The organism is Bacillus sp. JJ634 (genome assembly GCF_036962285.1).
In the GTDB taxonomy this organism is placed as follows: domain Bacteria; phylum Bacillota; class Bacilli; order Bacillales; family DSM-1321; genus Peribacillus; species Peribacillus asahii_A.
Genome location: NZ_JBALMU010000109.1, coordinates 24187 through 37925, shown reverse-complemented (window position 1 = coordinate 37925; position 13739 = coordinate 24187). Strand labels below are relative to the sequence as shown.

The 13739-nt window shown below is 39.0% G+C and carries 12 protein-coding genes; 11 read left to right on the top strand and 1 reads right to left on the bottom strand.

Annotated elements, in window-relative coordinates; genetic code table 11:
* The first annotated feature begins 15 nt into the window (after nt 1-15).
* The 11 genes from V7068_RS15875 to V7068_RS15825 all read left to right on the top strand — a co-directional run bounded on the left by V7068_RS15875 (nt 16) and on the right by V7068_RS15825 (nt 12509).
* Nucleotides 16-1065: a DUF3048 domain-containing protein gene (locus tag V7068_RS15875; protein WP_499713628.1), complete on the top strand. Its 1050-nt coding sequence runs from the start codon at nt 16-18 to the stop codon at nt 1063-1065.
* A gap of 12 nt (nt 1066-1077) precedes the next feature.
* Nucleotides 1078-1380 carry a YerC/YecD family TrpR-related protein gene (locus V7068_RS15870; protein WP_402925840.1) on the top strand — a complete coding sequence of 101 codons (303 nt, stop codon included), beginning with the start codon at nt 1078-1080 and terminating at the stop codon, nt 1378-1380.
* A 108-nt stretch (nt 1381-1488) separates the two neighbouring features.
* A complete protein-coding gene (gene pcrB / locus V7068_RS15865; protein WP_499713627.1) occupies nt 1489-2172 on the top strand; it encodes a heptaprenylglyceryl phosphate synthase in 684 nt (227 codons plus the stop codon).
* A gap of 50 nt (nt 2173-2222) precedes the next feature.
* On the top strand, nt 2223-4454 hold the full coding sequence (gene pcrA, locus V7068_RS15860) for a DNA helicase PcrA (RefSeq protein WP_499713626.1): 2232 nt from the start codon (nt 2223-2225) through the stop codon (nt 4452-4454).
* 60 nt (nt 4455-4514) lie between these two features.
* The gene (gene ligA / locus V7068_RS15855; RefSeq protein ID WP_499713625.1) at nt 4515-6518 is read left to right on the top strand and encodes an NAD-dependent DNA ligase LigA; all 2004 of its coding nucleotides are present in this window, start codon (nt 4515-4517) and stop codon (nt 6516-6518) included.
* 12 nt (nt 6519-6530) lie between these two features.
* Nucleotides 6531-7700 carry a CamS family sex pheromone protein gene (locus tag V7068_RS15850; protein ID WP_499713638.1) on the top strand — a complete coding sequence of 390 codons (1170 nt, stop codon included), beginning with the start codon at nt 6531-6533 and terminating at the stop codon, nt 7698-7700.
* Between the two features lie 341 nt (nt 7701-8041).
* Nucleotides 8042-8332, top strand: a complete 291-nt coding sequence (gatC, locus tag V7068_RS15845) for an Asp-tRNA(Asn)/Glu-tRNA(Gln) amidotransferase subunit GatC (protein ID WP_127758859.1) — start codon at nt 8042-8044, stop codon at nt 8330-8332.
* A 12-nt stretch (nt 8333-8344) separates the two neighbouring features.
* Complete coding sequence (gene gatA, locus V7068_RS15840; protein WP_499713624.1) at nt 8345-9805, top strand: Asp-tRNA(Asn)/Glu-tRNA(Gln) amidotransferase subunit GatA; 1461 nt, start codon at nt 8345-8347, stop codon at nt 9803-9805.
* 13 nt (nt 9806-9818) lie between these two features.
* Nucleotides 9819-11249, top strand: coding sequence for an Asp-tRNA(Asn)/Glu-tRNA(Gln) amidotransferase subunit GatB (gene gatB / locus V7068_RS15835; RefSeq protein ID WP_127758860.1), 1431 nt, complete (start codon nt 9819-9821; stop codon nt 11247-11249).
* A gap of 162 nt (nt 11250-11411) precedes the next feature.
* Nucleotides 11412-12095 (top strand): DsbA family protein, encoded by a 684-nt coding sequence (locus V7068_RS15830; RefSeq protein WP_127758861.1) that lies wholly within the window; start codon nt 11412-11414, stop codon nt 12093-12095.
* A 3-nt stretch (nt 12096-12098) separates the two neighbouring features.
* Nucleotides 12099-12509 carry a disulfide oxidoreductase gene (locus tag V7068_RS15825; protein ID WP_252292780.1) on the top strand — a complete coding sequence of 137 codons (411 nt, stop codon included), beginning with the start codon at nt 12099-12101 and terminating at the stop codon, nt 12507-12509.
* A gap of 129 nt (nt 12510-12638) precedes the next feature.
* Here V7068_RS15825 and V7068_RS15820 read toward each other — a convergent pair whose 3' ends face one another.
* Nucleotides 12639-13565: a MerR family transcriptional regulator gene (locus V7068_RS15820; protein ID WP_499713623.1), complete on the bottom strand. Its 927-nt coding sequence runs from the start codon at nt 13563-13565 to the stop codon at nt 12639-12641.
* Between the last annotated feature and the right edge of the window lie 174 nt (nt 13566-13739).

Sequence of the window (13739 nt, the reverse complement as noted above, 5' to 3'; positions counted from 1 at the left end):
AACCAGAGGAGTGGGATGATGAAATGTAACATCGTGCTGTGTCTATTGGTTGCAGGGGTATTGATAACGGGTTGTTCGAAAAAGGAAGAAGTTCAGGAGCCGGTTCCAGTAGAAGAGGATGTACCAAGGGAAGAAGCTGAAGCTCCCGAATTCGTTCATACTTACCCATTAACTGGTGTCGGTACAAATGATTCGATCGATCAGCGCGCGGTTGCAGTGATGGTAAATAATCATACGAAAGCTCGTCCACAGTCCGGTCTTACCAAAGCGGATATTGTTTATGAAATGCTGGCGGAAGGCGAAGTTACACGATTATTAGCGGTATATCAAAGCGAAAAACCAGAACAAGTAGGCCCAATTCGTAGTGCACGTGACTATTATATAGAGCTTGCTAAAGGATTAGATTGTATTTATGTTTGTCATGGAAATAGTCCAGATGCTGAGAGTATGCTTAAACAAGGATATATCGATCATTTGAACGGTTTGTATTATGATGGTACGCTATTTAAGCGTTCGAGTGAACGAAAAGCTCCGCATAATTCTTATATTAGTTTTGAAAATATTGAAAAGGGAGCAATGGAAAAGGGGTATAATTTGACTGGTGCTCCAGCCTCTTTCGTTTTTTTAAATAAAGAAGAGATAAAAAGGTTAGAAGGAGATTCCGTGACAAAAGTTAGTATTAACTATGGATTTCCGGCCTATAATACGCAGTTTGAGTATGATGTACAACAAGGAAAATATAAAAGATATTCAAACGGTGAGCAAACAAAGGAGGCAACGACATCTGTTCCTGTACTTGTTGATAATGTCTTGATTATTGAGACAGCACATCGAGTAATAGATAAAGTTGGCCGCCGCGATATTGACCTGCAAAGTGGAGGGAAAGGCTATCTGCTTCAAAAAGGGAAAGTGAAGGAAGTAGAATGGATAAATAAAGACGGAAGAATCGTTCCAGTTTCAAATGGGGTAGATGTTGGCTTGATTCCAGGGAAAACGTGGGTTAACATTATACCGAACCAACCAGGGTTGACCCAAAACGTAACCTTGAATGCTGCTGGAAATTGAGGAGGAAGTATTATGCAAATCGATAAGATAAGAGGAAAGGAAACCGATCAGTTATTCAAAGCGATCCAGTCCTTACGTGATCTTGATGAATGCTATCGATTTTTCGATGATTTATGTACGGTAAATGAAATCCAATCCTTAGCGCAGCGACTTGAGGTAGCTCGTATGCTTGAAGAAGGGAAAACGTATCATAAAATCGAAACAGAAACAGGAGCTAGTACAGCAACGATTTCTCGTGTGAAACGTTGTTTAAATTATGGAAATGATGCGTACTCAATGGCGCTTAGCCGTATTAAAGAGGAACCAACTGAATGATAATAAAAGGACTAGAAAAAGCCGAGGAATCGTTCCCGGCTTTTCTTTGAGTTCTAAAAAATCTTAGTGCTATAATGGTGTAATGGCAGAAGAGAATGGAGGATAACTATGTACGATTTTCGCGAGTGGAAACATGTGTTTAAGCTCGATCCTAATAAAGAAATAACAGATGAAGATCTTGAAAAAGTGTGTGAATCGGGGACAGACGCCATATTAGTTGGTGGGACAGATGGAGTAACGTTAGAAAATGTTCTGCATTTAATGGCTCGTGTTCGCCGCTATACTGTGCCATGTGTGCTGGAGGTTTCGTCTATTGAAACCGTTACACCGGGATTTGATTTATATTTTATTCCGAGTGTACTCAATAGTAAGAATCCGGACTGGATGATGGGGATGCATCAAAAAGCGGTCAAGGAATATGGGTTACTGATGAATTGGGATGAAGTATTTGTTGAAGGGTACTGTATTTTAAACGCAGAGTGCAAAGCTGCACAATTAACTGAGGTGAATACAATGCTTGATGAGGAAGATGTGGCGGCCTATGCGATGGTGGCTGAAAAGATGTTTAACTTGCCGATTTTCTATTTGGAATACAGTGGGAACTATGGAGATGTGTCGGTTGTTCAAGCGGCTAAAGAGAACCTAGAAAATACGGTTCTTTTTTATGGTGGAGGTATTACGTCAGCTCATCAAGCAAGCGAAATGGCTCAATTTGCTGATGTTGTCGTTGTTGGTAATATTGTCTATGACGATTTACAAGCTGCTTTAGAGACAGTTAAGGCTGTTAAATAGCTATAGATGTAGTATAATTTAAGAACAAATGTTCGTTAGGTGGTGCAATGATGCAATTTTTAGTAGAGAAATTATTAAACGGGTTGAATCAACAGCAGCAACAAGCAGTTAAAGCAACAGAAGGTCCTCTATTAATTATGGCAGGGGCAGGAAGCGGAAAGACACGTGTGCTGACTCATCGAATTGCTTATTTAATGGTAGAGAAGCAAGTCGCGCCGTGGAATATTTTAGCCATTACGTTTACAAATAAAGCCGCGCGCGAAATGAAAGAACGAATTCGCAGCATTTTAGGGGGAACGTCTGATGATATTTGGATTTCAACGTTTCACTCGATGTGTGTTCGAATTTTACGCCGGGATATCGATCGCATGGGCTTTAGCCGCAATTTTTCAATATTGGATACAACGGATCAGCAATCTGTGATTAAACAAATTTTAAAAGATCGCAATATGGATCCAAAGAAAAATGATTACCGCTCGATTTTAGGAAGCATCAGTTCGGCGAAAAATGAGCTGGTTACGCCGGAGGAATATGCGAAAACAGCGGCTGATTTTTATACGCAATCTGTATCTGATGTGTATACCGAATATCAAAAACGACTTCGTAAAAATCAAGCCCTCGACTTCGACGATTTAATTATGATGACCATTCAATTATTTCAACGTGTTCCAGAAGTGCTTGAATATTATCAGCGGAAATTTCAATATATTCACGTTGATGAGTATCAGGACACGAATCGCGCACAATACATGCTTGTAAAGCTATTAGCTTCACGTTTTCGTAATCTATGCGTAGTGGGAGATTCGGATCAATCCATCTACCGCTGGCGTGGCGCGGATATCGCGAACATTTTATCTTTTGAAAAAGATTATCCGAATGCAACGATGATTTTCTTGGAACAAAACTATCGTTCAACGAAACGGATTTTGGAAGCTGCCAATAAGGTGATTGAGAATAATCGTAACCGTAAACCAAAAAATCTTTGGACAGAAAATCTGGAAGGCGAGAAAATTTTCTATTATCGTGCAGATAGTGAGCAAGGAGAAGCACAGTTTGTAGCTGGAAAAATTAATGAGCTCACAAGGAATGGAAAAACATTATCTGATATTGCAATTTTATATCGTACCAATGCCCAGTCGCGGGTAATGGAGGAAGTTTTGCTAAAATCGAATCTGAACTATACCATTGTTGGCGGGACAAAATTCTATGATCGTAAAGAGATTAAGGATTTACTGGCCTATTTACGTCTGATTTCAAACCCGGACGATGATATTAGTTTACGCCGTATCATTAATGTGCCGAAGCGCGGGATTGGGGCCACTTCGATGGATAAGGTTGCGGATTATGCGAGGCAGTATGATCTTTCCATCTATCAAGCTCTTGAGTCTGTAGAAATGATTGGTATAAGTGCCAAAGCAACAAAATCGGCACGTGAATTTGCTAATTTAATTAGAAATTATACGAATCAGCAAGAATACTTGTCTGTTACAGAGCTTGTAGAAGAAGTGCTTGATAAAACCGGTTATCGTGATATGCTTCAAACAGAAAATACAATCGAAGCGCAAAGTCGTTTAGAAAATATTGATGAATTTTTGTCAGTAACAAAAGCATTTGAAGATAATAATGAAGACAAGTCGCTTATCGGCTTTTTAACAGACCTAGCGTTAGTAGCAGATATCGATCAACTAGATGAACAAAAAGTTGAAGAACAAGATCAAGTAACGCTTATGACACTTCACTCTGCAAAAGGCCTTGAATTCCCTATTGTTTTTTTACTAGGCCTAGAGGAAGGTGTCTTCCCGCATAGCCGTTCATTGGCAGATGAGCAAGAAATGGAGGAGGAGCGGCGCTTGGCGTATGTTGGTGTCACTCGTGCTGAGGAGCAATTATTTATTACGAATGCTCGAATGCGGACATTATTTGGTCGGACGAATATGAATCCTGTTTCTCGTTTTGTTAGTGAAATTCCAGCAGAGCTATTGGAAGATTTAAAACCAGCTCCTAAAAGTAAAACGTCCTTTAGTTCCACAGCACGAACGTCAGCAACGACACCGCGAAAAGCACCAACTTCATTTGGCCGTGCAGTTTCAGCTCCATCTGCGACAGGAGGCGATGGAATCGATTGGGCAGTCGGTGATAAAGCGTCCCATAAAAAGTGGGGAATTGGCACGGTTGTTAGTGTGAAGGGTGAAGGAGAAGGAAAAGAGCTGGATATTGCCTTTCCAAGTCCAACAGGTATTAAGCGTTTGCTTGCTAAATTTGCTCCAGTTGAAAAAGTATAAGGTGAAGGAACAGTATGTAAATTACGCTGTTACCTTCTTATTAAAGGAAGGACTGAATTTATGGCTGTACCAACTGAAAAGATAGTTCGTGAATTACAAGCTTTATTAAATCAATACAACTATGAATATCATGTCCTCGATAAGCCATCTGTTCCAGATGCAGAATATGATCGACTTTTACGAGAACTGATTGAATATGAAGAAAAATTTCCAGAACTAAAAACATCTGATTCACCAACGCAGCGCGTAGGTGGTGAAGTGTTGAGCATGTTTCAAAAAGTAGAACATACTTCGCCGATGCTTAGTCTTGGGAATGCCTTTAATGAAGGAGACTTACGGGACTTTGATCGAAAAGTGCGACAAGCGGTAGGCGATGATTTCTCTTATGTGTGTGAACTGAAAATTGATGGACTAGCTGTAACACTTCAGTATGAAAATGGTTATTTCGTTAAAGGTGCGACACGTGGAGATGGTACAATAGGAGAGGATATAACCGCTAATTTAAAAACGATTAAGTCCATTCCGTTAAAATTGAACGAGCCCCTTACTATCGAAGTTCGCGGTGAAGCGTTCATGCCAAAAAAATCATTTGAAGCGTTGAATACATTAAAAGAAGAAAATGGGGAAGAGCCTTTTGCTAATCCGAGAAATGCAGCTGCTGGTTCATTGCGACAGCTTGACCCTAAAATTGCAGCGAAGCGAAATTTAGCGATTTTTCTTTATGCCATTGCGGATATAGGAGAAACAGGTGTTCAGTCACATAGTGAAGGATTAGACTTGCTCGATCAACTTGGCTTTAAAACGAATCAGGAACGAAAACGCTGTGAGACGATTGAAGATGTACTGGCTTTTATTGAAGACTGGACCGAAAAACGGCCACATTTAGCGTATGAGATTGATGGAATTGTTATTAAGGTGGATTCTTTGGAGCAGCAAGAGCAATTAGGCTATACAGCGAAAAGTCCACGTTGGGCGATTGCTTATAAATTTCCCGCAGAAGAAGTGGTGACAATTCTTCGTGATATCGAATTATCAATTGGTCGTACCGGCGTGTTAACTCCTACGGCAATTCTTGATCCTGTACGCGTAGCTGGAACAACGGTTCAACGTGCTTCGCTTCATAATGAAGACTTAATTCGTGAAAAGGATATTCGAATAGGTGATTCAGTCGTTGTAAAAAAGGCGGGAGATATTATTCCAGAAGTGGTGAATGTTTTAGTAGATCGTCGAACAGGAGACGAAGTAGAATTTCGTATGCCAACAGAATGTCCAGAATGTGATAGCGAGCTAGTTAGACTTGAAGGGGAAGTGGCATTACGATGCATCAACCCAAAATGTCCGGCTCAAATTCGAGAAGGGCTTATTCACTTTGTTTCACGGACGGCTATGAATATCGATGGTCTTGGAGAAAAAGTCATTAGTCAATTGTTCAAGGAGCAACTTATTCAGGATGTAGCGGATATTTATAAGCTAACGTATGAGCAACTGATTGGCTTAGAAAGAATGGGGGAAAAATCCGTTAATAATTTACTTCAAGCGATTGAAGCATCGAAGGATAATTCACTTGAAAAATTACTGTTTGGTCTTGGAATTCGTCATGTTGGTGCAAAAGCAGCGAAAACACTAGCTCAGCAATTGGGGACACTTCATGCCCTGCGTCAGGCAACTGTTGAAGAACTAACTGCCATTAATGAAATTGGCGAAAAGATGGCAGATTCAATTGTGACTTACTTCGAATTAGACGAAGTTTCTGCATTAATCGATGAATTAGAGGCAGTGGGTGTGAACCTTGCTTATAAAGGGGCTAAACCAGTAGCGGCAGATGAAGTAGATTCTATTTTTGCTGGTAAAACGGTTGTTTTAACGGGGAAACTAGTACAATTAACGAGGAATGAAGCAAAAGAAAAGTTAGAAGCACTAGGCGCAAACGTAGCGGGCAGTGTGAGTAAAAAAACAGATTTAGTGATTGCTGGTGAAGATGCGGGCTCTAAGCTTGCGAAAGCAGAAAGCTTCGGAATTACCGTATGGGATGAGGAGCAACTCATTGAAGAACTAAATAAATAAGAGGTGTACATGATGAAGAAACACTCCATTCTCGGAATGGTTCTTGTTTTGCTGCTTGCTGGGTGTGCCCCAAGTTTTGATAAAGAACAAGAGGTGGTCCAAGATTCAGAAGATAAAAAGGAAACAGCAATCATCCCGAAATATAAAATTTCAGATGAGTACTATCAAACGATTCTACCATTTGAGCCATCGAAAGCCCGCGGTCTTGTCGTCTCCAATTTGAATACTAGATACGACATTGAGGAATTTGAAAATGGTTTAATGCGAATTGCTCAAACTCAATTTGATCCGGATGACTACTTGTTCCAAGAAGGACAACTATTGGACAATAAAACGATTTCTAGGTGGTTAGAACGTAAATATACGAAAGAACAGCTAAAGGAAAAAAGTCGAAAAGAATCCGAGAATCTAGGATTAAATCCGGTTGATCCAGGAACAGGAGATATTGCTAAACGAAATGAAGAAAATCCCATTTATTTAGCACATATTTTAGAGCACAACTATCTGGTCAAATCGGATAACAATAAAGTAAGTCTTGGTGGTGTCGTAATTGGTTTAGCACTGAATTCGGTTCATTATTATCAGAAAGAAGCATATGGTGCTACGTACGAGACGGATATTAGCAGTTCTGAATTAGAAAAGGAAGGGAAGAAAATTGCTGGGCAAGTATTGAAGCGACTACGCTCAATGGACGAGATGAAAGATATTCCGATTACAATTGCTTTATTTGAACAAAAAGAAAAATCATCCGTTGTGCCGGGGAATTTTATTTCCTATACAAATATTAATCATAAATCGAGTGAAATTAGTAAATGGGTCGATTTGGATGAAGAATATTACTTATTTCCTTCTTCAACTGCCGAAAAGAAATATCGTGATGATGTGAATACCTTTACGAATTTTAAAGAAGATGTAGAGCAATATTTCCCTAACTTTAATGGTGTCATTGGACGAGCTTTTTATATAGATAAGCAACTACAAAGTTTAAATATCGACATTCCGATTCAGTTTTATGGAAATTCTGAAGCGATTGGATTTACACAATATGTAGCTGGTTTGATTATGGAGCGATTCCCGAAATATATTTCCATTCAAGTATCAATTACTTCTGTCAACGGACCAGAAGCGTTAATTGTTCGCGAAACGAATCAGGATGAACCAACGGTCCATATTTATGAGTAGGAAAGTGATGAAGCTGATTATAGCTTCATCCTTTTTTCTCGGAAATTTCGCCATGATTCTGTTATTTCCCAGAAAATATTTGTAGATGTTTTGAATTTCGACAACGTTTCCGATGTTGCTTTATTCTGCAATAGTTTGATATGATTTAAAGGATGATTTTAGCGGTTTTACAAAATAAAAAAGTCTAAAAATTTTCAAGATATTTTAGTGTCTAGCGGCTAGCTCGGTATGAAAAAGATGGTGGTCCTTAAAAGCCCAAAGTGCCTGTTGAGTCAATGTCTATTTCCCAACGAGCTGATTCAGTCGTTTGCGCTTTTTTAAAATTAGCGGAGGTGAAGAGAATGTCACGTATTTCTATGGAACAAGTTAAACATGTTGCTCATTTGGCTCGTCTTGCGATTACGGAAGAGGAAGCAAAGCAATTCCAAGATCAACTAGATAAAATGATTTCATTTGCAGAGCAATTAAATGAATTAGATACAGATCAAGTAGTTGCGACTTCTCATGTATTAGATATGAAAAACGTTATGCGAGAAGATGTAGCTAAACCAGGTTTACCAATTGAAGAGGTCGTGAAGAATGCCCCGGATCATGAAGATGGGTATATTCGTGTGCCATCTATTATTGAATAAGGAGGGAATATGATGTCGTTGTTCGAACAAAAGGTTTCAGAGCTTCATCAACGTTTACATAATAAAGAAATTAGCGTCACAGACCTCGTTGACGAATCGTATAAACGAATCGGACAGGTGGAAGGTCAAGTACAAGCATTTTTAACATTAGACGAAGAAAATGCGCGTACACAAGCGAAACAATTGGATGAAAAGTTAGCGAAAGGCGAAACAACAAATCCTTTATTTGGGTTGCCAATTGGTGTGAAAGATAATATCGTTACAAAAAATTTACGTACAACTTGTGCAAGCAAAATTTTGGAGAACTTTGACCCAATTTACGATGCAACCATTGTACAGAAGTTGCAGCAAGTAGAAACGGTTACAATTGGGAAATTAAATATGGATGAATTCGCAATGGGTTCTTCTAATGAAAACTCAGCATTCCAAGCAACAAAGAATCCATGGAATACAGACCATGTACCAGGTGGATCTTCAGGTGGTTCAGCTGCATCTGTAGCTGCAGGAGAAGTATTATTCTCGCTTGGTTCTGATACGGGTGGTTCCATTCGTCAACCGGCTGCCTACTGTGGCGTAGTTGGTTTAAAACCTACATATGGCCGTGTTTCTCGCTTTGGCTTAGTTGCATTTGCGTCATCTCTTGACCAAATTGGTCCGATTACAAGAACAGTAGAAGACAATGCATATTTACTTGAAGCCATCTCTGGACTTGATCCAATGGATTCAACATCAGCGAATGTTGACGTACCAAGTTTTGTGAATGCATTAACAGGTGATGTAAAAGGCTTGAAGATTGCCGTTCCAAAAGAATATCTTGGTGAAGGTGTTGGAGAAGAAGCACGCAATTCTGTATTAGCGGCATTAAAAGTATTAGAAAGCTTAGGTGCAGAGTGGGAGGAAGTATCTCTTCCACATTCTAAATATGCCCTAGCTGCTTACTATTTATTATCTTCGTCTGAAGCTTCGGCAAACCTGGCTCGCTTTGACGGTGTTCGTTACGGTTATCGTACAGATAATGCAGAAAACTTAATTGATATGTACAAGCAAACACGTGCAGAAGGCTTTGGAGCCGAGGTAAAACGTCGTATTATGCTTGGAACATTCTCTTTAAGCTCTGGTTATTACGATGCATATTACAAAAAAGCACAAAAGGTACGTACATTAATTAAAAAAGATTTCGAAGACGTTTTCCAAAAATACGATGTTATTATTGGACCGACTGCGCCAACACCAGCGTTCAAAATTGGTGAGCAGGTAAAGGACCCATTAACGATGTATGCGAACGATATTTTAACGATTCCAGTGAACCTCGCAGGGGTACCAGGCATTTCGATTCCATGTGGTTTCTCTAAAGAGGGATTACCACTAGGCTTACAAATTATCGGTAAGCATTTTGATGAAAGCACAGTTTATCGCACAGCTCATGCATTTGAGCAAGCAACAGATTTTCATAAACAATTTCCTAAACTGTAAGGGGTGAAAAACAATGGAATTTGAAACGGTTATTGGTCTTGAAGTGCACGTAGAATTAAAAACAGATTCAAAAATTTTCTCAAGCAGTCCGAACCACTTCGGTGCCGCTCCAAATAGCAACACAACAGTTATTGACCTTGGATATCCTGGTGTGCTGCCTGTTGTGAACAAAAAAGCGGTTGATTATGCAATGAAAGCGGCAATGGCGTTAAACTGTCAAATTGCGCCGATTACAAAATTCGATCGTAAAAACTACTTTTATCCGGATAATCCGAAAGCGTATCAAATCTCTCAATTCGACCAACCGATTGGTGAACATGGCTGGATTGATATTGAAGTAAATGGAAAAACGAAACGAATTGGTATTACGCGTATTCATATGGAAGAAGATGCGGGTAAACTAACACATACAAACTATGGTGTTTCTCTTTGTGATTACAACCGTCAAGGAACACCGCTTGTTGAAATCGTTTCTGAACCGGATATTTCATCTCCAGAAGAAGCATATGCATATTTGGAAAAATTAAAATCAATCATCCAATATACAGGTGTTTCGGATTGTAAAATGGAAGAAGGTTCTCTTCGCTGCGATGCGAACATTTCATTACGTCCAGTTGGTCAAAAGGAATTCGGTACAAAAGCAGAATTGAAAAACTTGAACTCCTTTAACTTCGTTCGTAAAGGCTTAGAGTACGAAGAAATTCGTCAAGCAGAAGTATTGAGCGAAGGCGGCGTTATTGAGCAAGAAACACGTCGTTTTGATGAAGCGACAGGAAAAACGCTTCTTATGCGTGTTAAAGAAGGTTCTGATGACTATCGTTATTTCCCAGAGCCGGATATGTTAACGATTCATATCGATGAAGAATGGAAAGCACGCATTGCGGCGGAAATTCCAGAGCTTCCAGATGCACGTCAAAAACGTTATGTGGAAGAGCTAGGGTTACCAGCTTACGATGCTGCCGTTTTAACGGTGACGAAAGAAACAGCGGACTTCTTTGAAGCTTCGGTATTAGCAGGTGCAGAAGCAAAACAAGCTTCGAACTGGATTATGGGTGAACTTTCTGCTTACTTAAAGACAGAAAACAAAGAGTTACATGATACAGCATTAACAGCTGAGGCATTAGCTGGAATGATTAAGCTTATTGAAAACGGGACGATTTCTTCTAAAATCGCCAAAACGGTTTTCAAAGAGCTTGTTGAAAATGGCGGAGATGCTGAAACAATCGTTAAAGAAAAAGGTCTTGTTCAAATTTCGGATGAAGGTGCTCTTCTTAAAGCGATTGAAGAAGCGATTGCTAATAGTCCTCAATCTGTTGAAGACTTTAAAGCTGGTAAGAAAAAAGCAGTGGGCTTCCTTGTTGGTCAAGTGATGAAAGCAACACAAGGACAAGCGAATCCACAGCTTGTAAATAAATTATTAGTACAAGAGTTAAACAAACTATAATGCAAAAACCGTATCACTTTTTACAAGTGGTGCGGTTTTTTATAGGTGAGAAAATCTGATTGATTACACATTTAAAATGTGTAGTACTTTCTATTTAAGTAATTGCACTATTAATAGTATGATATGGAGGACGATTAGCAAAATAAAGGATGGAGGTACATAATGGCGAATAAGAAAAATAAAAAGAATCAATCTTCAACATTTACTTTTTGGATTATTGGCTTAGTTGCAGTTATTATTATCGGCTTTATATTTTTAGCACAAGGAAAAGATCAAGAGTCCACTTTTGAAATGGATTATCAAGGACAGCCTTATTTAGGGGAAGAGTCCGCTCCTGTTCAAATTGTTGAGTTTGGTGACTATAAATGCCCAGCTTGTAAAGCTTTTGAAAAGGGCTTTTTTCCTCTAATGAAAGAAGCTTTGATTGATAGCGGAAAGGCTCAATTTTATTTTATGAATTACTCGTTTATTAACGTTGATTCAGAACGTTCGGCTAAATTTGCTGAGGCGGTTTATCAGGAGTTAGGGAACGAGACGTTCTGGAAATTCCATGAGCTATTATTTACTAAACAGCCTGATGACCTTAAATATGAAAAAGTGGACGTCTATACTGATAAATTTTTAGAAGATACATTGAAAGAAATTGTGAGCAAAAGTGATGCTGCTAAAGTAGTGAAGACTTTTAAGGCGAAATCGGCTGAAGAAGCATGGCAGGTGGATATGGACGCTGCAAGTGAATTAGGAGTAACAGGAACTCCGGCGATATTTGTAGATGGTAAAAAGTTTGAAGGAAATACGCTTGAGGATTTAGAAAAGATGGTAGATGAAGCCGCAAAGGAGAAGTAAGCAATGAATAAATCACTGCTGTTTTCTTGGATTATCGCCATTATTGCGACAACGGGAAGTTTGTACTTTAGTGAAGTTCTTCATTATGTACCGTGCACGCTTTGTTGGTATCAAAGAATTTTGATGTATCCGTTAGTGATTTTGTTAGGCAGGGCTTTCTACGATCAAGATCAGAAGGTGTATCGCTATATTCTTCCTCTATCGATTTTAGGTCTACTCGTGTCAGGCTATCACTATAGTCTGCAAAAAGTGCCGTCTCTACAACAATTTGAAATATGTACAAGCGGTGTTCCATGTTCGGGGGAATATATTAATTGGTTAGGGTTTATTACGATTCCTTTTCTAGCTTTTGTCGCTTTCTTGATGATTACGGTTTGTATGATTATACTTGCTCGAAAATCCCGTCATGAGTAGGAGGGAACGATTTAATCAAACGTTTGATTAAATCGTTGGGAAATAGAAATGAAGTAGTGTTTGAAGACGTTATACATGAAAAAAACAGGGAGGTAACGACTTCCTGTTTTTTTATGTGATTCAGTGAAATTAACTTAAATCGTTATCATTCATAATTTCTTCAATAGAGTTTGTAAGATGAATTGCACGTAGCGTGATGTCATCTGCGGCTGTATACTCGATTGAGCCGCTGCCTCCAAGATAAAAATCAATCTTTCTATTTTCTGCAGCGAATTGATCAAGAGTTTGCAGCAGAGAAGGATTTTGTTTGAAAGGAAGCGTCGTTGTAGCAGAGAGCAAAACTTTAGCAGGCTTTAGTTTGCTCACTAATAATTCAATTGAGCCGGGAGCGGGTGAGGCCCCTATTAATATCGTTTTCCAACCTCTTACCATAAATTGAAGCAATAGAATATGCAAAGGTACTTCGTGCTGTTCATATGGGAGACATGCACCTATAATTAAAGGAGCGTCATCTCTACATTGGTAGCTTCGACGAATTTGTACTAAAAAGTCTCGTACAGCAAGACTTGAGATAGCCTCTTGATATTCACTCCATTCTCCTTTCTCCCATTTCCTCCCGACTTCTTTTAAAAAAGGAATAACGATGGATGTTAAAAACATATCCAATCCAACGCGATGATAGGCTTGTTGTAATATAAGATTTAGTTCTAATTCATTACAATGGTTCCCTTTTTCGAGCAGTTGAAAGACATAGTTGTTCAACCCTTTATGGTGTTGGATAGTTTCCTGTTTAAGAAAGATATCATCTTTCGACCCACCTTTCTCTTTTGCCAGGGCAACAGCTTGTTTAATAGGACATCCTTGCTCTGATAGTGCTTTAACTTCTAAAATGATGTTTACATCTTGTTTACTATATATTCTATATCCATTCTCTAATCTCTTCGGTTGAACAAGTTCATATCTCTCTTCCCATTTGCGGATAACTTGCTTAGATAGTCCTGTAAGATCCGCGACTTGTTGTATATAGTACATCCCGCTGATATCAGGTTCGCTCATGTTTTTCATCCTTTCAACAAGGTACTCGAATCCTAAGATTTTATTATCTAATTTAAGGTATAACGAATATTTCCTCAATGTACAATGTTAATGATATAACATTATACAATACTTTGACATTGGAATTAAATGTGGATGTGAGGTTTTTATTAGGGAAAGAGGGAATATGAACTT